Source organism: Pseudomonas sp. COR18 (assembly GCF_048568395.1).
In the GTDB taxonomy this organism is placed as follows: Bacteria; Pseudomonadota; Gammaproteobacteria; order Pseudomonadales; family Pseudomonadaceae; genus Aquipseudomonas; species Aquipseudomonas fuscovaginae_B.
The window spans coordinates 6,594,628-6,612,735 of record NZ_CP183808.1 but is presented as its reverse complement, the minus strand read 5'-3'; the positions used below and the strand labels follow the sequence as shown (position 1 = coordinate 6,612,735).

The 18,108-nt window shown below is 64.5% G+C and carries 21 protein-coding genes and 3 pseudogenes; 12 read left to right on the top strand and 12 right to left on the bottom strand.

The window, feature by feature from the left end; all coding sequences use genetic code 11:
• Positions 1 to 12 precede the first annotated feature (12 nt).
• Positions 13 to 417 carry a helix-turn-helix domain-containing protein gene (locus ACM62G_RS29615; protein ID WP_054062372.1) on the bottom strand — a complete coding sequence of 135 codons (405 nt, stop codon included), beginning with the start codon at positions 415 to 417 and terminating at the stop codon, positions 13 to 15.
• A gap of 287 nt (positions 418 to 704) precedes the next feature.
• The gene (locus ACM62G_RS29610; protein ID WP_419736284.1) at positions 705 to 2,270 is read right to left on the bottom strand and encodes a methyl-accepting chemotaxis protein; all 1,566 of its coding nucleotides are present in this window, start codon (positions 2,268 to 2,270) and stop codon (positions 705 to 707) included.
• Positions 2,271 to 2,530: 260 nt separating this feature from the next.
• Between ACM62G_RS29610 and ACM62G_RS29605 the strand changes: the two genes are divergently transcribed.
• A complete protein-coding gene (locus tag ACM62G_RS29605; protein WP_419736283.1) occupies positions 2,531 to 3,640 on the top strand; it encodes a pyridoxal phosphate-dependent aminotransferase in 1,110 nt (369 codons plus the stop codon).
• Between the two features lie 150 nt (positions 3,641 to 3,790).
• Positions 3,791 to 4,039 carry a DUF1652 domain-containing protein gene (locus ACM62G_RS29600; protein ID WP_273825708.1) on the top strand — a complete coding sequence of 83 codons (249 nt, stop codon included), beginning with the start codon at positions 3,791 to 3,793 and terminating at the stop codon, positions 4,037 to 4,039.
• A gap of 6 nt (positions 4,040 to 4,045) precedes the next feature.
• Here the strand turns inward: ACM62G_RS29600 and ACM62G_RS29595 are convergent, their stop codons facing one another.
• Entirely contained in the window at positions 4,046 to 4,948 is a 903-nt protein-coding gene (locus tag ACM62G_RS29595; protein ID WP_273825709.1) for a bifunctional 5,10-methylenetetrahydrofolate dehydrogenase/5,10-methenyltetrahydrofolate cyclohydrolase, read from the bottom strand.
• 258 nt (positions 4,949 to 5,206) lie between these two features.
• Entirely contained in the window at positions 5,207 to 6,250 is a 1,044-nt protein-coding gene (locus ACM62G_RS29590; RefSeq protein WP_419736282.1) for an LLM class flavin-dependent oxidoreductase, read from the bottom strand.
• A 151-nt stretch (positions 6,251 to 6,401) separates the two neighbouring features.
• On the opposite strand from ACM62G_RS29590, the pseudogene ACM62G_RS29585 reads away from it, so the two are divergent.
• Both ACM62G_RS29585 and ACM62G_RS29580 read left to right on the top strand, forming a co-directional pair.
• A pseudogene (locus ACM62G_RS29585) lies at positions 6,402 to 7,505 on the top strand (cache domain-containing protein); the annotation flags it as partial.
• Positions 7,506 to 7,643: 138 nt separating this feature from the next.
• Positions 7,644 to 8,411 carry a methyl-accepting chemotaxis protein gene (locus tag ACM62G_RS29580; RefSeq protein ID WP_419737580.1) on the top strand — a complete coding sequence of 256 codons (768 nt, stop codon included), beginning with the start codon at positions 7,644 to 7,646 and terminating at the stop codon, positions 8,409 to 8,411.
• Between the two features lie 52 nt (positions 8,412 to 8,463).
• Here the strand turns inward: ACM62G_RS29580 and ACM62G_RS29575 are convergent, their stop codons facing one another.
• Entirely contained in the window at positions 8,464 to 8,949 is a 486-nt protein-coding gene (locus ACM62G_RS29575) for a flavin reductase family protein (protein WP_273825711.1), read from the bottom strand.
• A 324-nt stretch (positions 8,950 to 9,273) separates the two neighbouring features.
• Here ACM62G_RS29575 and ACM62G_RS29570 point away from each other — a divergent pair, with 324 nt between their 5' ends.
• On the top strand, positions 9,274 to 10,671 hold the full coding sequence (locus tag ACM62G_RS29570) for a purine-cytosine permease family protein (RefSeq protein ID WP_419736281.1): 1,398 nt from the start codon (positions 9,274 to 9,276) through the stop codon (positions 10,669 to 10,671).
• A gap of 204 nt (positions 10,672 to 10,875) precedes the next feature.
• Here ACM62G_RS29570 and ACM62G_RS29565 read toward each other — a convergent pair whose 3' ends face one another.
• Positions 10,876 to 11,028: a putative quinol monooxygenase gene (locus ACM62G_RS29565; protein WP_419736280.1), complete on the bottom strand. Its 153-nt coding sequence runs from the start codon at positions 11,026 to 11,028 to the stop codon at positions 10,876 to 10,878.
• Between the two features lie 50 nt (positions 11,029 to 11,078).
• Here ACM62G_RS29565 and ACM62G_RS29560 point away from each other — a divergent pair.
• Positions 11,079 to 11,378: pseudogene (locus ACM62G_RS29560) on the top strand (cytosine permease); the annotation flags it as partial.
• A 204-nt stretch (positions 11,379 to 11,582) separates the two neighbouring features.
• Here the strand turns inward: ACM62G_RS29560 and ACM62G_RS29555 are convergent.
• The gene (locus ACM62G_RS29555; protein WP_419736279.1) at positions 11,583 to 11,735 is read right to left on the bottom strand and encodes a putative quinol monooxygenase; all 153 of its coding nucleotides are present in this window, start codon (positions 11,733 to 11,735) and stop codon (positions 11,583 to 11,585) included.
• 50 nt (positions 11,736 to 11,785) lie between these two features.
• Here ACM62G_RS29555 and ACM62G_RS29550 point away from each other — a divergent pair.
• Positions 11,786 to 12,085 (top strand): annotated as a pseudogene (locus ACM62G_RS29550) (cytosine permease); the annotation flags it as partial.
• A gap of 204 nt (positions 12,086 to 12,289) precedes the next feature.
• Here ACM62G_RS29550 and ACM62G_RS29545 read toward each other — a convergent pair.
• Together ACM62G_RS29545 and ACM62G_RS29540 are read right to left on the bottom strand one after the other, a co-directional pair.
• A complete protein-coding gene (locus ACM62G_RS29545; protein ID WP_301602151.1) occupies positions 12,290 to 12,568 on the bottom strand; it encodes a putative quinol monooxygenase in 279 nt (92 codons plus the stop codon).
• Positions 12,569 to 12,691: 123 nt separating this feature from the next.
• Positions 12,692 to 13,015 (bottom strand): hypothetical protein, encoded by a 324-nt coding sequence (locus ACM62G_RS29540; protein WP_419736278.1) that lies wholly within the window; start codon positions 13,013 to 13,015, stop codon positions 12,692 to 12,694.
• Positions 13,016 to 13,185: 170 nt separating this feature from the next.
• On the opposite strand from ACM62G_RS29540, the gene ACM62G_RS29535 reads away from it, so the two are divergent.
• Genes ACM62G_RS29535 through ACM62G_RS29525 form a run of 3 tightly spaced genes read left to right on the top strand, consistent with a single transcriptional unit; the run spans position 13,186 to position 15,426 of the window.
• Positions 13,186 to 13,896, top strand: coding sequence for an STN domain-containing protein (locus ACM62G_RS29535; protein WP_273826458.1), 711 nt, complete (start codon positions 13,186 to 13,188; stop codon positions 13,894 to 13,896).
• The gene (locus ACM62G_RS29530; protein ID WP_054061534.1) at positions 13,893 to 14,438 is read left to right on the top strand and encodes an RNA polymerase sigma factor; all 546 of its coding nucleotides are present in this window, start codon (positions 13,893 to 13,895) and stop codon (positions 14,436 to 14,438) included. The genes ACM62G_RS29535 and ACM62G_RS29530 overlap by 4 nt, the downstream gene beginning before the upstream one ends.
• A gap of 37 nt (positions 14,439 to 14,475) precedes the next feature.
• Positions 14,476 to 15,426 carry a FecR family protein gene (locus ACM62G_RS29525; protein ID WP_273826459.1) on the top strand — a complete coding sequence of 317 codons (951 nt, stop codon included), beginning with the start codon at positions 14,476 to 14,478 and terminating at the stop codon, positions 15,424 to 15,426.
• A 39-nt stretch (positions 15,427 to 15,465) separates the two neighbouring features.
• On the opposite strand, the gene ACM62G_RS29520 is transcribed toward ACM62G_RS29525, so the two are convergent.
• Both ACM62G_RS29520 and gspH read right to left on the bottom strand, forming a co-directional pair.
• Positions 15,466 to 16,074, bottom strand: a complete 609-nt coding sequence (locus ACM62G_RS29520) for a prepilin-type N-terminal cleavage/methylation domain-containing protein (RefSeq protein WP_419736277.1) — start codon at positions 16,072 to 16,074, stop codon at positions 15,466 to 15,468.
• Positions 16,071 to 16,526 (bottom strand): type II secretion system minor pseudopilin GspH, encoded by a 456-nt coding sequence (gene gspH / locus ACM62G_RS29515; RefSeq protein WP_273826461.1) that lies wholly within the window; start codon positions 16,524 to 16,526, stop codon positions 16,071 to 16,073. The genes ACM62G_RS29520 and gspH overlap by 4 nt, the downstream gene beginning before the upstream one ends.
• 151 nt (positions 16,527 to 16,677) lie before the next feature.
• Here gspH and ACM62G_RS29510 point away from each other — a divergent pair, with 151 nt between their 5' ends.
• A complete protein-coding gene (locus ACM62G_RS29510) occupies positions 16,678 to 17,109 on the top strand; it encodes a type II secretion system protein N (RefSeq protein ID WP_419736276.1) in 432 nt (143 codons plus the stop codon).
• Here ACM62G_RS29510 and gspI read toward each other — a convergent pair.
• Positions 17,069 to 17,482, bottom strand: coding sequence for a type II secretion system minor pseudopilin GspI (gene gspI / locus ACM62G_RS29505; RefSeq protein WP_419736275.1), 414 nt, complete (start codon positions 17,480 to 17,482; stop codon positions 17,069 to 17,071). The genes ACM62G_RS29510 and gspI overlap by 41 nt on opposite strands.
• Positions 17,483 to 17,655: 173 nt before the next feature.
• On the opposite strand from gspI, the gene gspG reads away from it, so the two are divergent.
• The gene (gspG, locus tag ACM62G_RS29500) at positions 17,656 to 18,105 is read left to right on the top strand and encodes a type II secretion system major pseudopilin GspG (protein ID WP_054062362.1); all 450 of its coding nucleotides are present in this window, start codon (positions 17,656 to 17,658) and stop codon (positions 18,103 to 18,105) included.
• The last annotated feature ends 3 nt before the right edge of the window (positions 18,106 to 18,108 follow it).

Genomic DNA, 18,108 nt, shown 5'->3' with positions numbered 1-18,108 from the left:
AAGGTTCCAGGGCTACTCGGCAAAGCAGAACTCGGTTTGCCGAATGGCCTGGGATGAATCGCGCAGGCGGGGCTGGGCACGACGCGGCGGTACCCGTGGTTCCTCGCTGAACGGAATCTGCAGTTCCTTGAGCACCCCCGACTGCGCCAGCTCGGCGGCTTCGCGTTCCAGGCGGCCGAGCAGCACCTGGATCGGTTCACCGGTCTGCGCGCCAAGCGTGACAGCCATCAGCGTCAGCGGGCTGACGTTCAGCGGGACGCTCAGTGCGCTGATCATCTCCAGGGTCGGGCAGCATTGACCACGTTCCAACTTCGAGATGTACGTCCGGCTGCTGACTTCGGCGAGTTTTTTCTGGGAGAGTCCACGGGTGGCGCGCATGGCCTTGAGCACAGCGGCAAAGGTTGCTTTGAGCGACATAAAACGTTCCTGAGAGAGCGGCATTTCTGTGTCAGTCAGAGGAGGATCAACGTGCCAGAGCTGACGCGGCCAGGCTCTGTACGAAATGGATCTGCGCTGGCCCAGGCTGCGTTGAAAACCGGCTCGCCATGCTCGTTGACTCCAGTCAACTGGGCTTGCTCGCCGGTTTTTGCCTTGCCTGGCCCTCGCTCGAAAACATTTCGTACAGACCGCTGACACAGCGGCGTGCATGATCGCTTCAGCCCTGGCGCTGAGTTTCGGCGTTGACCGACCATTGTGCAACCAGGCTATCGATTGAATCGTTCGACCAGGGAGTATTGCGTGGAAGCGGTCCTGGTCAGGTCCTTGCTCAGTTCCGTGGAGAGGATGGCCTGCTCCGAGGACTGATCGGCCAGTTGGGCGATCGTGCTGATATTGCGGCTGATCTCGTCGGCGACCGCCGTCTGTTCTTCCGTGGCGGTGGCAATCTGCGAGGTCATGTCGGTGATATGGGCGACGGCTTCGCTGATCCCCACCAGGGCCTTGTCCGCCTCGAGCACCCAGGCCACGCCTTCCTCGGCCTGGCGATTGCCGTTCTCCATGGTCTGCACGGCATTGCTGGATGAGGTCTGCAGCTTGGTGATCAGTTCGTGGATCTGGTTGGTGGATTGCGAGGTGCGCTGGGCCAGTTGTCGAACCTCGTCGGCCACCACGGCAAAGCCGCGCCCCATGTCGCCGGCGCGGGCCGCCTCGATGGCGGCGTTCAGAGCCAGCAGGTTGGTCTGGTCGGCAATGCCCTTGATCACGTCGACCACGGTGCCGATCTCGTCGCTGTCCCTGGCCAACTGCGCCACGGTCATGCCGGTTTCGCCGACCACCGCCGAAAGGCGCTCGATGGCCTGGCGCGTGTCGCGGGCCACATCGCGACCGTGGCGGGTGAGCTGGTTGGCCTGCTGGGTGGCATCGGCGGTGCGCTGGACATGACTGGCCACTTCCTGAGTGGTCGCGGCCATCTGGTTGACCGCGGCCGACACCTGCTCGGTTTCCAGGCGCTGGCGCTCAAGGCCCTTGGAGCTGTCGGTGGCCAGCAGGTCGGACTGTCCGGCCAGTTCGCTGACCTGCTCGGCAGTGTCCTGCAGGCGGGTGAGGCAGGTCTTCAGGCGCGAATCCTGGCTGACCAGGGCGGTTTCCAGGCGCGCCTGGTGGCCTCGCGCATCGCTGTACATCTTCGCCAGCAGTGCATCGCTGGTCGAGGGCTCGACCAGTTGCAGCAGACGCTGCAGACCTTGCCGTTGCCAACGCGAGGACAGCAGCGCGATCGGCACGGAGAGGCCCACGGTCACGGCGATCGCCAGCGGTGCGCTGAGGAACAGGCCGCTCACGGCGGCCGCCAGGCCCAGTCCCAGGTAGGGCAGGTAGTCGAGCAGCAGCGGCAGCCAGGTGTCCTGGCGCGGCACGGCGGTCTTGCCCTGGCTGATACGCCGGTACAACGACTCGGCACGACGGACCTGTTCGGCCGTCGGCTTGACCCTGACCGATTCGTAGCCCACCACCTGGCTGCCTTCGAAGATCGGCGTCACGTAGGCGTTGACCCAGTAGTGATCGCCAGTCTTGGAGCGATTCTTGACGATGCCCATCCAGGGCCGCCCCTGCTTGAGGGCACCCCACATATGGGCGAATACCGCTGGAGGGACATCGGGGTGGCGGACGATATTCTGGGGTGCGCCGATCAGGTCGGCCCGATCGAAACCGCTGATTTCCACGAACGCGTCATTGCAGTAGGTGATCACGCCTCGGGCGTCTGTCGTCGAGATAAGCTTTTGTTGCGGGGCAAGCGAGACTTCACGCTGTGTAACAGGCTGGTTGTTTCTCATTCCGACTGCTCCTGTCTTCCATACAAAGCTATCTGCCGACTCTATGAAAAGAATTAGGCTGATGCGGATAAAAACTCTAGCCCAATCGTGCGGGCGTGCCGGGGAGGCAGGTTGGAATGGTTTGAATATGCCACTATTTGTAGAATGACCGATACCCGATTGCCGATAAATCGTACTTTTTCCGTTTCGTCCCTTTGATAACAAGCTTTTGCAAGTGGCCTGGAGGCCATCCAGCCTGGAGATCAAGGGAGATCGGGTAAATGGTGGATGTAACGCGTCGTTCGGTGGTGGGGTTGATGGCAGCACTGCCGTTGTTAGGGGGGTCGGCAAGGGCATTTTCGGCGGCCTTGCCCGCCGCTTCGAAGGCTTCGTCCAGCGAGGTCCGTCTCGACTTCAACGAGAACCCCTGGGGGCCCTCGGCGGCGGCTCGGCGGGCCATGGAGCAGGGCGTCGCCCTGTCCGGACGCTACCCTTACCGGTTCCAGTACCAGCTGGTTGACCTGCTGGCGCGGCAACTGTCGGTGCCCGCAGAACACATCGAGATCTACGCCGGCTCCAAGGTCGCCCTGCAGCAGGCGGTGATGGCCTTTACCGGTGGCAGCCGCAGCCTGGTGCTGGCGACACCCACCTACGAGGCACCGGCTCTGGCCGCCAGGGCACAGGGAGCGGCCGTGCATGAGATCGACCTCGATGCCCGGCATGCCCATGACATCGGCGCCATGCTCGCGGCGGATGCCAACCTGGGCGCGATCTATATCTGCAACCCGAACAACCCGACCGGCACCCTCACGCCGATGGCGCAGATCGAGCGGGCCCTCAGGGAAAAGCCTGCCGGTGCGCTGGTGGTGGTCGACGAGGCCTATATCCACTACTGCGATGCCCCCAGTTGCGTACCGCTGGTCAAGGACCATCCCGATCTGCTGGTGCTGCGTACCTTCTCCAAGATCTACGGCATGGCGGGGGCGCGACTGGGCTATGCCGTCGGCCAGTCGGCGCTGCTGGAAAAGCTGAACGTGCTGGGCGAGCAGAATGTCGCCGCCGCTTCGTCGTTGCTGGGCGGCATCGCCAGCCTGGAAGACCGTGCGCTGCTGCCGGAGCGCCGGCAGGCTAACGCCCGTATCCGCAGTGAGAGCATGGCCTGGTTCCGCGACCGCGGCTTCACCTGCACCGATGCCCAGGGCAATTTCTTCATGGTCGACCTGCGTCGCCCGGCCAGTGACGTGGCCCAGGCCCTGGCGCAGCACGGAGTACGGGTGGCGCGCACCTGGGAAAACTGGCCGACCTGGATGCGCGTCACCGTCGGCAAGGAAGAGGAAATGGCCCGCCTGCGCAAGGCGTTCGCCCTGGTGGCACTGCCGGCCAAGCACTGATTCGGGGTTGATAGCGTGACGGGGTTCACATTTCCTTAAAGTGGTGAGCCAGGAACGGTTCCAGACCGTCACGCCGCAGGCACTTCGCGGCAGGTGGTCTACGCTGGTTCGGCAAGAGCTGCCTCGAGCTCGCCTTCAGGGATGACCGCCATGCTTCCAGAACGTGAACTGTGCCAGATCATTGAGTCCGGTTTTCTCCCGTTGTCCTGCACCTGCACCGCCAACGGCAACGGTGCGCTGATGATCAAGATCTTCGACCCGGTGTCCGGACGCGTGGACCTTCAGCTCAATGGTGTCGCCATCAGCAGTTTCACCAGCATCAGGTCGGTCGCCAACTTTATCGGCGAACTGCGCACCGAAATGCAGGCTGGGCGCCGGGCCTTTGCCGGCGCCCTCTAGGCGCGATCATCCCGCTACTGCGGCGAGGGGGCGGCGGGCGCCTTGCAGGTGAGTGGCGATCACGGTGTTCTTCAGCAGGTAGGCAATGGTCATCGGCCCGACGCCGCCCGGCACCGGCGTAATCGCGCTGGCCACCGTGCGTGCGCTGGCATAGTCGACATCTCCGACCAGCCGCGCACCCGCTTCGGTTTCAATGCGGTTGATCCCCACATCGATCACCACGGCGCCTGGCTTGAGCCAACTGGCGTCGACCAGCTGCGGCCGCCCGACCGCGACCACCACGATATCGGCCAGGCGGCACAGGGCGGCGGCGTCGACGCTGCGCGAGTGGATCACGCTGACCGAGCAGTGGGCCTGCAGCAGCAGGGTGGCCATCGGCTTGCCGACGATGTTCGAACGGCCGATGACCACCGCGTGCAAGCCGCTGATGTCACCGCAGGTTTCCTGCAGCAGGCGCATGCAGCCGCTCGGTGTGCAGGGCGTCAGCACTTCGGCACCCTGCACCAGGGCGCCGACGTTTTCCCGATGAAAACCGTCCACGTCCTTGATCGGATCGATGGCGTGGATCACCGCCTGTTCCTCGATGTGCGCCGGTAGCGGCAACTGCACCAGGATGCCGTTGACGGCCGGGTCGGCGTTGAGTTCGGCAATCAGGTGCAGGACTTCGGCCTGGCTGGCGCTGGCCGGCAGGCGATGCTCCAGGGAGCGGATACCGGCTTCCCCGGCACGCAGCAGCTTGTTGCGCACGTAGACATGACTGGCCGGATCGTCGCCGACCAGCAGCACCGCGAGGGACGGCACGACACCTTGCCCGGCCAGGGCCGCGACATCCTCGCGGACTTCTTCGAGTACCCGGGCGGCAATGGCCTTGCCGTCGATATCGCGGGCGAGGGGAAGGGGATTGCTCATGGAATGCGTCACCGTCGTCTGTAGCCAAAAGATCGCCAGCGCCTCGGGGCAAGGCCCGGGGCGCTGGCGGAGTGACGGGAATATAGCACCTGCGCAGCGGCCGGCGGTGTGACATAGCGCAGCAGCCTGGCCGGAAAATCACACCCCTGTGACGAGAGTAACTCCTCTGGGGGAGCGGGCTTGCCCGCGAAGCTTCTGGCGCACTCAAGAGCGCCTTCGCTGGCAAGCCGGCTCCCGCAAGGGGGGCTATGGAGGACTTCAGCGGAACGCCGGCACCACGTGCTGGATGAACAGTTCCAGGGACTTCTTCTTCTCGGCATGCGACAGGCTGTTGTCACACCAGAAGCTGAACTCGTCGACCCCCAGTTCCTGGTAGTAGCGCAGGCGGCAGATGATCTCCTCCGGCGTGCCGATCATGGTGTTGCGGCGGATGTTCTCCAGTTCGAACTCCGGGCGCTCGGCGAACTTTTCTTCCGGGCTCGGGGCGAGGAACCCGTTCTGCGGCACCTGCTTGTTGCCGAACCAGGCATCGAAGGTGCGGTAGAACCGGTTGATCGCCGTGGCGCCGACTTTCCAGCCTTGCGGATCGTCCTTGGCGTGCACGTGGGTGTGGCGCAGCACCATCAGTTGCGGACGTGGCACGCCGGGGTTGTTGTCCAGCGCGGTCTGGAACTTGTTCCTCAGGTCTAGCACTTCCTCGTCGCCCTTCATCAGCGGTGTGACCATGACATTGCAACCGTTGGCCACGGCGAAGTTGTGCGAGTCCGGGTCGCGGGCGGCGATCCACATCGGTGGGTTGGGCTGCTGGACCGGCTTGGGCACGCTGGTGGAGGTGGGGAACTTCCAGATCTCGCCATCGTGGGCGTAGTCGCCTTGCCACAGGGCACGGACCACCGGAACCATCTCCCGCAGGGACAGGCCACCGGAGGAGGCCGGCATGCCACCGGCCATGCGATCGAATTCGACCTGGTAGGCTCCACGGGCCAGGCCGACTTCCATCCGGCCGTTGCTGATCACATCCAGCAGGGCGCATTCGCCGGCGACCCGCAGCGGGTGCCAGAACGGCGCGATGATGGTGCCGGCGCCCAGGCGGATGGTGGTGGTGCGGGCCGCGAGGTAGGCCAGCAGCGGCATCGGGCTGGGCGAGATGGTGTATTCCATCGCGTGATGCTCGCCGATCCACACGGTGCTGAAACCACCGGCTTCGGCCATCAGCGTCAGTTCGGTGAGGTCTTCGAACAGTTGGCGGTGGCTGACGCTTTCGTCCCAGCGTTCCATGTGCACGAACAGGGAAAATTTCATGACGCTTACCTCGGGTCTCTTGTAGTTGGCCGGTCGACTGCGGGCCTGTTGCCTGGATGGCGCGCGGGGCGCTGCCGGATATGTTCAAGCGGGTTCGAGTCGGCCAGAGAAACTGGCTCATCGATAGGTTATTGGTATACCATAATATGGAATGTCTGCAAAAGTTTTCTCACCGACGACTCGCACTCACCTGACAAGGAACGCGTCCTACCCGATGAACATAAAACAAAAACTGATCCTGGCATTCGCCGCAATTGCCGCCTTGCCTGTCATCCTCGTGGCAGTCCTGATCATCATCAACCTGCGCAACGAGGCCCGCGAGGCGTTCCTGGACAGCAGTGGCCGGGAAATCCGCCAGGTTGAGAACGCTATGCAGCTGTTTTTCGAGGGCATCACCCAGAACGTCGAGTTCCTCGCCGAAGCCCCTCAACTGCACAATGTGGATGGCCAGCTCAAGCGCTATCTGGATGCCGAGGCACCGAAAGTTGCCATGGGCGAGCAGGACCAGCAGGTGTTCCGGCTGTTCGCGCAATTGGCCAAGAGCCATCCGGCCTACAGCTATCTGTCCCTCGGTACCCGTGAGGGCGGCTATGTGTTCTGGCCGGGAGATCCCAATCTCGCCAACTATGACCCGCGTACCCGTCCCTGGTACCAGGCGGCCATGGCCCAACCGGGCAAGACCCTGCGCACCGGTGCCTACTACTGGGCTGCGGATAACGTGGTGCTGGTCAGCACGGTGCGCAGTTTCGCCAATCGCCTGGGCGAGCAGGGCGGGGTGGTCAACATCGACGTTTCGCTCAAGCAACTGACCGACCTGGTCAAGCAGATCCGCCTGGGGGACAGTGGCTACCTGATGCTCACCGAAGGCAGCGACAAGGTCCTGGTGGACCCGCAACAGCCCGAGCACAACTTCAAGAACCTCAGCCAACTGGGCGATGGCTACGCGGCCCTGGCCAAGGCCGGCAAGGGGCTGGTCGAGGTCGAACTGGCCGGCGAGCGCTACATGGCCAACGTCCAGCCTTCCGAGGCCTTGGGCTGGCGCTTCGTCGGCCTGGTGCGCGAAAGCGAGGTGATGGCCGGTGTCACACGCCTGACCTGGATCATCGCCGCCATCGCGGTCGTCTGCGCCGTGCTGTTCGCTTTTGCCGGGGCGTTTTTCGCCGGCCTGATCGTGCGGCCGATCCGTGGGGTGGCCAATGGCCTGGAAGGCATCGCCCAGGGCGAGGGTGACCTGACTGCACGGCTGCAGGTGCGTGGGCGCGATGAAACCGCGCAGTTGGCGGGCTGGTTCAACCAGTTCCTGGAGGCGATCCGCAGCCTGATCCAGCGTATCGGCGAGGCGGCGGTGCAGATCCACAGCACCTCCGGCAGCACCACCGCGGTGTCCCGGGAAATGGCCGAGGTCGCCGCGCGCCAGCGCGAGGCGGTGGACATGGTCTCGACCGCCTTCCATGAAATGGTCGCCACCTCCAATGAGGTCGCGCGCTCCTGCAACCAGGCCGCCGACTCGGCGGACAACGGCCAGCGCCAGGCCCACAGCGGGCAGAAGCAGATCGAGACGGCGGTGAACAAGGTCGACCGGCTGAGCCAGGAGATCGGCCTGTCGGCCGAGGCCATGCAGCAACTGGCGCAGGACAGCAATGACATCCAGTCGATTCTCGGCACCATCCGCTCGATTGCCGAGCAGACCAACCTGCTGGCGCTCAACGCGGCGATCGAAGCCGCCCGTGCCGGTGAGCAGGGTCGCGGTTTTGCCGTGGTCGCCGACGAGGTGCGGGCGCTGGCCAAGCGCACGGCCGACTCCACCGGCGAGATCGATGAGCTGCTCGGCACCCTGGCCCGTCGTACCCAGCAGATGGGCCAGCAGATGCACGCCAGCCTGGAGGTGTCCCAGGAAACCGTGGTGTCGATCAATGAGGCGCGGGCCAGTTTCGAGCTGATCCGTGAGTCGGTGGACGTCATCCGCGACATGAACACCCAGATCGCCACGGCGGCCGAAGAGCAGCACCAGGTGGCCGAGGACATCAACCGGCACATCAGCCAGATTCATGGCGATGCGCAGTTGGTGGCGGATCTGGCGGACTCGACCAGTCAGGATGCGCAGAACCTGACGCACCTGTCCGAAACCCTGAATCAGTGGGTCCGGCGCTTCCGGACCTGAGGCGGGGGAGCGCGGCGGTGCCCACGGGCACTGCCGCAGCAAGGCCGGTCGATCAGGCCACGGCGGGCAGAGATCCCATCTTGCCGTGGCAATACACCAGCGGGCCGCAGTCACGTTGCGGCACGATCAGGTTCTTCACCGCGCCGACCATGATCGCATGGTCGCCGCCCTCATATTCACGCCACAGCTCGCACTCGATGATCGCCGTGGCGTTGCCCAGCAGCGGGTTGCCCAACTCGCTCAGGCTCCACTCGATGCCCTGCGCCTTGTCCTTGCCCTTGCGGGCGAAGGCATAGGCCTCCTTCTGCTGGGCGTCGGACAGCACGTGGATGGCGAAACGCTTGCTCCTGATCAGGTGCGGGTACGAGTCGGAGCTGTAGTTGGGGCAGAACAGCACCAGCGCCGGTTCCATCGACAGCGAACTGAAGGCGCTGGCGGTCAGGCCGACGATCTGGCCGTCGTCGTCCAGGGTGGTGATCACGGTGACACCGGACGGGAACGAGCCCATGACTTGCTTGTAGAGGGTTGCGTCGATCATTGGAGAAACCTCGGCCGCCGCCAGCGGCATTTTTGTTGAATTATTGTCTGATGGTATACCGTAATTCTGTCTTTGCAAGGGCTTTTTCAGGAGGCCGACAAACGTTTAATCATTTGACGAAATCCCAATGTTTACGGGGCTTTCAGTTGATTCTACCGGGTTTTTTCGGAGTAGAATTGCGGATCAGATGCCGTCAGGAAATGCGGATCAGTCTTGTGGATTTTTTGGAATACCATAATATGGTGTTCATTGGGCGGTGCCGCAGAGCACCCCCTGGTTTGGCTTCGCACAAAGATAAGAACAGACAGAACCGAGTTCATGACTATGTCCCAGCAAGATCCGTTGATCGAACAGCATACGGTCGACTACGTGCCGTTGGCCGAGCGCCATGGCCAGGCGCGTGACCTGTTTACCCTGTGGTTCAGTACCAATATCGCGCCCCTGCCGATCGTCACCGGGGCGATGGTGGTGCAGGTGTTCCACCTCAACCTGTTCTGGGGGTTGGTCGCCATCGCCCTCGGGCACCTGGTCGGCGGCCTGGTGATCGCCCTGGCATCGGCCCAGGGGCCCAGGATGGGCATTCCGCAGATGGTCCAGAGCCGTGGCCAGTTCGGTCGTTACGGCGCCTTGCTGATCGTGTTCTTCGCGGCGATCATCTACATCGGCTTCTTCATTTCCAATATCGTCCTGGCGGGCAAGTCGATCACCGGGATCGTGCCGTCGATGCCGATGTCGGCCAGCCTGCTGATCGGTGCCCTGGGCGCCACCGCCATCGGCGTGATCGGCTACCGCTTCATCCACAGCCTGAACCGCCTGGGTACCTGGGTCATGGGCGGCGCCTTGCTGGCCGGGTTCATCTACATCTTCGCCCACGACCTGCCGGCGGACTTCTTCAGCCGGGGCGGTTTCAACCTGTCCGGCTGGGTGGCCACGGTATCGCTGGGGGTGATCTGGCAAATCAGCTTCTCGCCCTATGTCTCAGACTACTCACGCTACCTGCCGGTCGACATCGGCATCAGCCGGCCGTTCTGGGCGACCTACCTGGGCGCGTCCCTGGGGACCATCCTGTCGTTCTCCTTTGGCGCGGTGGCGGCACTGGCCACGCCCGAGGGCACCGAGGCGATGCTGGCGGTCAAGCAGGCCACCGGCTGGCTGGGGCCGATCCTGATGGTGCTGTTCCTGCTCAACATCATCAGCCACAACGCCCTCAACCTGTATGGCGCGGTGCTGTCGATCGTGACCTCGATCCAGACCTTCGCCGGGCACTGGACGCCGAGCATCAAGGTACGGGTGCTGTTGTCCGGGGTGATCCTGGCGGGTTGCTGCCTGGTGGCGCTGGGCGCTTCGGCGGACTTCATCTCGCACTTCATCGGCCTGATCCTGGCGCTGCTGCTGGTGCTGGTGCCGTGGGCTTCGATCAATCTGATCGACTTCTACCTCATCAAGCGCGGGGTGTACGACATTGCCTCGATCTTCAGTGCGGATGGGGGGATCTACGGGCGCTTCAATCTGCATGCGATCGTGGCGTATTTCATCGGGATTCTGGTGCAGTTGCCATTTGCCAACACGTCGCTGTATGTCGGGCCCTATGCCAATCTGGTCGAGGGGGCGGATCTGTCGTGGCTGGTGGGGTTGGTGGTGACTTGTCCGCTTTACTACTGCCTGGCGACGCGGACCCGCCAGGAGCGGGTCGGGGTGGGGCGGTTGAGGGTTGCCGACTGACCTCCATTCAGCCTGCCGGGAACGGGGCCGAAGATCAAAAGCTTCGCGGGCAAGCCCTGCTCCTACAGTTTGGTGGTGTACACGAGTGTGTGTACGACATAGCCCTGTAGGAGCAGGGCTTGCCCGCGAAAGCGTCATCACGGTCACTGCAAAATTCCCAGGCTTCTCCCTGCTGCCTGCTTCAAAGCGCTGCTGGCACCGACTTCAGTGCTGCAAGTCGATGCGCCAGGCCAATCGGGTGCCGAGCAGGTCGATGAAGCCTTGCAGGGCCGGCAACTGGAAATGCGCCTGCAGCGCTGCGGGGGACTGCCAGTGGCCGGTGACGGTCCACTCGCCGGGTTCGCCCGCGCAAGTCACCGCGTAGTCCAGGCAGCCGGGGGCATGGCGCAGGGTTTCGGCCAGCGTTTCTGATCGACTTCTACCTCATCAAGCGCGGGGTGTACGACATTGCCTCGATCTTCAGTGCGGATGGGGGGATTTACGGGCGCTTCAATCTGCATGCGATCGTGGCGTATTTCATCGGGATTCTGGTGCAGTTGCCGTTTGCCAATACGTCGCTGTATGTCGGGCCCTATGCCAATCTGGTCGAGGGGGCGGATCTGTCGTGGCTGGTGGGGTTGGTGGTGACTTGTCCGCTGTACTACTGCCTGGCGACGCGGACCCGCCAGGAGCGGGTCGGGATGGGGCGGTTGGGGGTTGCCGACTGACCTCCACTCAGCCTGCCGGGAACGGGGCCGAAGATCAAAAGCTTCGCGGGCAAGCCCTGCTCCTACAGTTTGGTGGTGTACACGAGTGTGTGTACGACATAGCCCTGTAGGAGCAGGGCTTGCCCGCGAAAGCGTCATCACGGTCACTGCAAAATTCCCAGGCTTCTCCCTGCTGCCTGCTTCAAAGCGCTGCTGGTACCGACTTCAGTGCTGCAGGTCGATGCGCCAGGCCAGTCGGGTGCCGAGCAGGTCGATGAAGCCTTGCAGGGCCGGCAACTGGAAATGCGCCTGCAGCGCTGCGGGGGACTGCCAGTGGCCGGTGACGGTCCACTCGCCGGGTTCGCCCGCGCGAGTCACTGCGTAGTCCAGGCAGCCGGGGGCATGGCGCAGGGTTTCGGCCAGCGTTTCTGATCGACTTCTACCTCATCAAGCGCGGGGTGTACGACATTGCCTCGATCTTCAGTGCGGATGGGGGGATCTACGGGCGCTTCAATCTGCATGCGATCGTGGCGTATTTCATCGGGATTCTGGTGCAGTTGCCGTTTGCCAACACGTCGCTGTATGTCGGGCCCTATGCCAATCTGGTCGAGGGGGCGGATCTGTCGTGGCTGGTGGGGTTGGTGGTGACTTGTCCGCTGTACTACTGCCTGGCGACGCGGACTCGCCAGGAGCGGGTCGGGGTGGGGCGGTTGGGGGTTGCCGACTGACCTCCACTCAGCCTGCCGGGAACGGGGCCGAAGATCAAAAGCTTCGCGGGCAAGCCCTGCTCCTACAGTTTGGTGGTGTACACGAGTGTGTGTACGACATAGCCCTGTAGGAGCAGGGCTTGCCCGCGAAAGCGTCATCACGGTCACTGCAAAATTCCCAGGCTTCTCCCTGCTGCCTGCTTCAAAGCGCTGCTGGCACCGACTTCAGTGCTGCAAGTCGATGCGCCAGGCCAATCGGGTGCCGAGCAGGTCGATGAAGCCTTGCAGGGCCGGCAACTGGAAATGCGCCTGCAGCGCTGCGGGGGACTGCCAGTGGCCGGTGACGGTCCACTCGCCGGGTTCGCCCGCGCAAGTCACCGCGTAGTCCAGGCAGCCGGGGGCATGGCGCAGGGTTTCGGCCAGCGTTTCCAGGCGCCGCCCGAGTTCGGCGCTGCACCCCGGGGCGGCCTTGAATCGAAGGGTATTGGTCGCCTGGACAGACATTGGCGGTTCTCCTGTTTGGACGGCCCCCCCGATAAGCAGGGCGGCGTGAACAAGAGTAGAGGCGGCAGGCGAGCGCACCTATAGCCAATTTCCGGCAAAACCCACGGGCCAATTGCGGTGGTGCTACTGGCCCGAAACCGGCCGCTGCGGCTTGACCGAGGTGCCGAAGGTATTGCCCATGCGTATGTGGGTGGCGGCTGGCGTGGCCAGGCCGACCTGGTTCGGTGCCTTTGTGCGGATATCCGGGCTCGTCGCTTCCAGGTTGCGGCGCCTGGCTTCGCGGTTTTCCGGGCTGCTCATCTGCTGGCTCAGACACGAGTAGTCCGGTGCCTTGTAGCCGTCGACGCTGACTTCGACGCAACCGCTCGGCTCAACCTGTGCGGCGTGGCCCAGGCCGGGCAGGGTGGCGAGCAGAAGCATGCTGGCAAGACGTGAAAGGGCTTTCATGTGGCCTCCTGGCTGACCGCGCGGCGGCGGTCCTGGTGCCCTGAAGTCTAGTGCAAAGCCCGGCCGGCCTGGGTGATGGTTTTTTTGCGGCGACCGTCATACCAGGTTCATAAACAGCCCTCAGGATGACGGTTTTCAGGGACACGTCAGCAGTGCAGGGACTTCGATCCGTGGCCGTGCGTCTGTCGTTTTTTCGCCTGGGTCCGCTACTCATCGCCCTGGCTGCGCTGCTGGCCGGGCAGGCGCCCGTCTGCCTGGCGGCCGAGCCGCTGAAGGTCGATCCACAGGCCCGTGTCGAGTTCGATATCGCTGCCCAGGACCTGGCCGGTGCGCTGGATGCCTTCAGTCGCCAGACCGGCATGGCGGTGCTGGTCGACCGCGACCTGACCCGGGCCCGCCGCTCCCTGGCGGTACACGGCCACTACCGGGCCGGCGAGGCCCTGGCCCTGTTGCTCACCGGCAGCGGGTTGATGGCGCGTTATGCCCGTGCCGACGCCTTCACCCTGCAGGTGGCCCAGGTCAGCGAGTCGTCGGCCCGGGCGCCGGCCGGCAAGGGCGGGGCCCTGGCCGGCAGTTACGCACGGGCGATCCAGCAGGCCATCGAGCAGGCCCTGTGCGCCGTCCCCTTGACCCGTCCCGGCACCTACCGGGCGGTATTGCAGGTCTGGATCGGCCAGGACGGTGCCCTGCAGCACAGCCGTCTGGTCAGTTCGACCGGGGATGTTCAGCGCGATGGGGCGCTGGTCGAGCGTTTGCGTACGGTGCGGGTCGAGCGTTCGGCCCCGTCGTCGCTGCGCCAGCCGGTGACCCTTCTTTTAACGCCGGATTCAGCAGGAACGAGCATGGATTGCACAGCACCAAAGGGAGCCGCTGGGGTATGAAGAATATCGGGCACAGTCCGATGGTCCGGTTGTTCCTGACCTCCTACGACGATTTCAAGCTGCGCCTGCGCCGCCGGCTGGGGTCGGAGGAGTTGGCCAATGACGTGCTGCATGAGACCTACCTGCGGGTCGACCGCATGGAGCCGCCGCTGAACCTGACCCAGCCCAACGCCTACCTGTACCGCATGGCCCTGAACATCGCCGCCGACCGCCGCCAGGCCGATGCGCGCCTGCTCACCGGCGAAGAGGTCGAGGAACTGCTGCACCTGAGTGACGAGGCCCTTGACCCGGAGCGGGTGGTCGGTGGCCAGAAGGAGATTCAGGCGCTGCTCGACGCGTTGTACGAACTGCCGGCCCGACGCCGGCGGATCTTCATCGCCGCCCGCCTGGAGGAGGCGCCTCACCTGGAGATTTCCCAGCGTTTCGGTATTTCCACGCGCATGGTCGAGAAGGAACTGAAGGCCGCCCTGGGGCATTGTGCGGCCCGTCTGGAAAGAAAAGTGATTCAGCGGTTCGGTCCCGGGGCGGGAAAACCGTCTTAGTCATACATCAGCGAAATCTTCGTGAGTACCTGTGCGCTTGAACACGACTTCCATTACCCCATTGCGGGCCGGCCCGAGCGCCCGCCTGCAGAGCGAAGCCCGGGATTGGCTGATTCTCCTGACCTCCGGCCAGGCCACCGTCGCCGATGCGCGGGCCTTGCGCCAATGGTGCGAACAGAGCCCCGAGCACGCCCGGGCCTTCGAACAGGCCAAGCTTTTGTGGCAGTCGCTCAAACCGGCTCTCGAACACCTGCAGCATCCACCACGGGCCCGGCATTTCGGGCGCCGGGCCTTCCTGGGGGGGGCGATTGCCGCATCGGCGGCGTTTTTCCTGGTCCGCGGCACCGTGCCGGGCGGTTTCTCCGGCCTGGGGGCGGACTATCGCACCGAGGTCGGCGAGCAACGGCGCGTCGACCTCGCCGATGGCGTCAGCCTGGAGCTCAATACCCAGACCCGGATCAACCGGCTGCCATCGGACAACGGTGATACGCGGATCGAACTGCTCAGTGGCGAGGTCGAGGTGCTGGCGCGGACCCGGGGACCGGTCAAAGTCCAGGCCGGCGGCGGACTGATGACGGCCGAACAGGCGCGCTTCAATCTGCGCAACCTCGACCGGAGCGTCTGTGTCACCTGTATCGAAGGTACCCTGACGGTGGAGGTGCTGGGCCGGCGTTTCCGCCTGGAGGGCGGCCGGCAACTGGTGTACGACACCCGCCAGGCCGGCGAGCCGCAGACTGTCGACCCGACGGCGGTGATTGCCTGGCGCAACAGGATGCTGGTGTTCAACGATGCGACCCTGGCCACGGTGATCAGCGAGATCAACCGCTATCGACCGGGCATGCTGGTGTTGCTCAACAGTGAACTGGGCAAGCGCAAGGTGCAGGCGCGGTTCAGCCTGGATCAGTTGGCGGGGGTGGCGTTGCTGATTCGCGATGCTTATGGGGCCAAGTGCACCGAATTGCCGGGTGGGGTGGTGTTGCTCAGTTGAGTATTGTGGGCCCGCCCATCTTCCACCCACTTCCCGGATTCACTCCAACGGCCCCAACACCTGCCGATAGCGCTCCCCGCCTTGTGGCGTATCCCGCACCAGGTTGATCTCCAGCCCTGTCGGATTGTCCTGGCGATTGCCACTCAACGGCCGCCAACCCTTGCCCGGTTGCCACACCCGCAGGTCCATCGAGGTCACCTGTTCCAGCACCGCCACCCCGTCCTGCGGGGCCGGTAGCGGAAACCTCGAGCGCGCCTCTGCCGCCGACCGGTAAAGCGTCCCGCCCTTCAACCACCAGCGCACCCTCTGCAGGCGGCCATCCTGCTGCGGCGACGCGCGAATCAGGTCCAGCCGAAAGCCCTTGCCCTCGGCGCTGCGCACGCTCAACGGAACTGGCCCGGCCGACGGCGAAGGTGCCTGGTCGGGCGGCAGCGGTTCCACCAGCTCGATCCCGGCGCGCAGCGCCACGTCACGCTCCAGTTGGCCCAGCGCGGCCAGCAACTGTTGGGTCTGCGCGCTGCTGCGCCTGAGGTGTTCGTCGGTGCGATTGACGCTGTCCAGGCCGCGCCAGGCAATGAGGCTGACCACCGCCATGAGCATGAGCGCGATCATCACCTCGATCAGGGTAAAACCGGCCTGGCGCTTCATTGCACGTGCACCTCGCCGTTGGCGCTGCGTACCACGCCAATGCTGTGCAGTCCATCGGAGAGCGACAGGCGCATGGGCTGGGCAATCCACTCGGCGTCGAGTATCAGGGGCCTGTCGCGATCCCGCTGCACCTGTATCGATGCGCTCTGCCAGCGGGTCGGACGCAGTTGCGGGTCTGCGTCGAACTGCTCCTTGCCGCCCTGGCCATCGGTACGGATGAACTGGTAGCCCTGGCGGTCGCTCAGCCAGAGAATCGGCCGGCCATCGGCGCGGGCTTCGGCCTGGGCCACCTGGATAGCCTGGGCCAGGCGCTCGGCATCCTTGCGCAAGAGTTGCCGTGGGTCGGGCCGGATACTCAGGCTGATGGCGGCGCTGGCGATGCCGACGATCACCAGCACCACCATCAGTTCGATCAGGGTGAAACCCGCCTGGGCGGGGCGTAGGGCATCCATTCGACAAGGCTCCTCGAGGCTGGCTCCATGCTGCCTGGCAAAGATGATGGGCGTGTGAAATAAAAACGTGAGAATTGCCCGGTAGGCTGTTCGGACGTGCCCCTGTGGGCCCTTCGTTGTGGCGCAGACCGATAGAAAAGGAGCCTCAAGCATGCAATGGACCCCGCGCTTTTCCCCGGTGCAGATCGTTCAGTCGGCGGCCCTGCTCGCCGCCCTGGCCGGTGTGCTGGTCTGGTCGACGCTGCTGCTGACGCCGGCCGTGTCCCAGGTGCCCGCGGCTCAGCCGGCGGTGGCGGCGACGCGCAGCGACAATCCGGCCTTGCAGTGGTTTTCCAACCAGCCGGCCCGGCTCGACATCAAGGTCTCCGGGGTGATGGCCAGCTCGCGTGGCGCGGTGGCGATCCTCAGCCTGAACGATGGCCCGCCGCGCAGCTATCTCGCCGGTGAGCGGCTGGGCCAGGGCGTACGGCTGCTGGCGATCGAGCGCGACGGCATTCTGATCGAGCAGGGCTCGCAGAAGTTGCACCTGGCGGTGACCCGGCTCAGCGAAGCGCCGTTCCTGCCGCAACTGACGCGGCCTTGAGGTCGGGCAGGCTCATCAGGGTTTCCAGGCGCGCCAGCGGCGGCCCTTCGTGGTGCCGGTCCATTACCAGGATCTCGACCCGCCACAGCCGTGGGCTGCCGGCCGGGCCGATGGTCTGATCACAGCGCAGGGCCAGGCGGCCCTGATCGCACTCGAAGGACTTGCGTCCCGTGCCCAGCCGACCCTCCAGGCGCAGCTCGGCCAGCCGGCTCTGGGCGGCCAGCAGGGCCACGGAGCGATCGCGCAGCAGGCCGTTGCTCTGGGTCATCAGACCGGCCACGCGCACCGCGGCGGACATCGCCACGGCGATGATCGCCAGCGCCACCAGCACTTCAATGAGGGTGAAGCCTTGTTGGCGGAACGGGCGCTGCATGGGCTGTCTCGACATGGGGAAGCGAGTCCGGAGCCTAGCGTGCCTGTTTGACCGCTTGCTGACCAAAGCTCCCGAGTTTTTGCCCGGGCGATTCACCCGAGGATTTTCAATATCGGTGACATATCTTCTTGCAACAATCCGCCGCGAATCGAATCAAGCCAAGGACTGTCGAGATGGATATCGCGCGTATCAATTCCCGTTCCAGAGGTCGTCGGGCACAGCAGGGATTCACGCTGATCGAGATCATGGTCGTGGTGGTCATCCTCGGGATTCTCGCTGCCATGGTGGTGCCCAAGGTCCTCGACCGGCCCGACCAGGCGCGGGCCACCGCGGCCAGGCAGGACATCGGCGGGTTGATGCAGGCGCTCAAGCTCTACCGCCTCGATCACGGCAGCTACCCGAGCCAGAACCAGGGCCTGAAGATCCTCGTCGAGCGGCCGGCCAACGCCAAGGACAGCAACTGGCGCTCCTATCTGGAACGCTTGCCCAACGACCCCTGGGGACGTCCTTACCAATACCTGAACCCGGGCGCCAACGGTGAAGTCGACGTGTTTTCCCTCGGTGCCGACGGCCAGCCGGACGGTGACGGGGTCAATGCCGATATCGGCTCCTGGCAGTTGTAGTCG

Bases quoted from the DNA above. Each gene is read 5' to 3' on its own strand.
- ACM62G_RS29570 (WP_419736281.1), top strand. From the start codon at position 9,274: ATGTCCCAGCAAGATCCGTTGATCGAACAGCATACGGTCGACTACGTG.
- ACM62G_RS29540 (WP_419736278.1), bottom strand. From the start codon at position 13,015: ATGAAAGCCCTTTCACGTCTTGCCAGCATGCTTCTGCTCGCCACCCTG.
- ACM62G_RS29590 (WP_419736282.1), bottom strand. From the start codon at position 6,250: ATGAAATTTTCCCTGTTCGTGCACATGGAACGCTGGGACGAAAGCGTC.
- ACM62G_RS29615 (WP_054062372.1), bottom strand. From the start codon at position 417: ATGTCGCTCAAAGCAACCTTTGCCGCTGTGCTCAAGGCCATGCGCGCC.
- ACM62G_RS29600 (WP_273825708.1), top strand. From the start codon at position 3,791: ATGCTTCCAGAACGTGAACTGTGCCAGATCATTGAGTCCGGTTTTCTC.
- gspH (WP_273826461.1), bottom strand. From the start codon at position 16,526: ATGGATGCCCTACGCCCCGCCCAGGCGGGTTTCACCCTGATCGAACTG.
- ACM62G_RS29595 (WP_273825709.1), bottom strand. From the start codon at position 4,948: ATGAGCAATCCCCTTCCCCTCGCCCGCGATATCGACGGCAAGGCCATT.
- ACM62G_RS29530 (WP_054061534.1), top strand. From the start codon at position 13,893: ATGAAGAATATCGGGCACAGTCCGATGGTCCGGTTGTTCCTGACCTCC.
- gspG (WP_054062362.1), top strand. From the start codon at position 17,656: ATGGATATCGCGCGTATCAATTCCCGTTCCAGAGGTCGTCGGGCACAG.
- ACM62G_RS29575 (WP_273825711.1), bottom strand. From the start codon at position 8,949: ATGATCGACGCAACCCTCTACAAGCAAGTCATGGGCTCGTTCCCGTCC.
- gspI (WP_419736275.1), bottom strand. From the start codon at position 17,482: ATGCAGCGCCCGTTCCGCCAACAAGGCTTCACCCTCATTGAAGTGCTG.
- ACM62G_RS29545 (WP_301602151.1), bottom strand. From the start codon at position 12,568: ATGTCTGTCCAGGCGACCAATACCCTTCGATTCAAGGCCGCCCCGGGG.
- ACM62G_RS29610 (WP_419736284.1), bottom strand. From the start codon at position 2,270: ATGAGAAACAACCAGCCTGTTACACAGCGTGAAGTCTCGCTTGCCCCG.
- ACM62G_RS29580 (WP_419737580.1), top strand. From the start codon at position 7,644: ATGGCCGAGGTCGCCGCGCGCCAGCGCGAGGCGGTGGACATGGTCTCG.
- ACM62G_RS29520 (WP_419736277.1), bottom strand. From the start codon at position 16,074: ATGAAGCGCCAGGCCGGTTTTACCCTGATCGAGGTGATGATCGCGCTC.
- ACM62G_RS29605 (WP_419736283.1), top strand. From the start codon at position 2,531: ATGGTGGATGTAACGCGTCGTTCGGTGGTGGGGTTGATGGCAGCACTG.
- ACM62G_RS29510 (WP_419736276.1), top strand. From the start codon at position 16,678: ATGCAATGGACCCCGCGCTTTTCCCCGGTGCAGATCGTTCAGTCGGCG.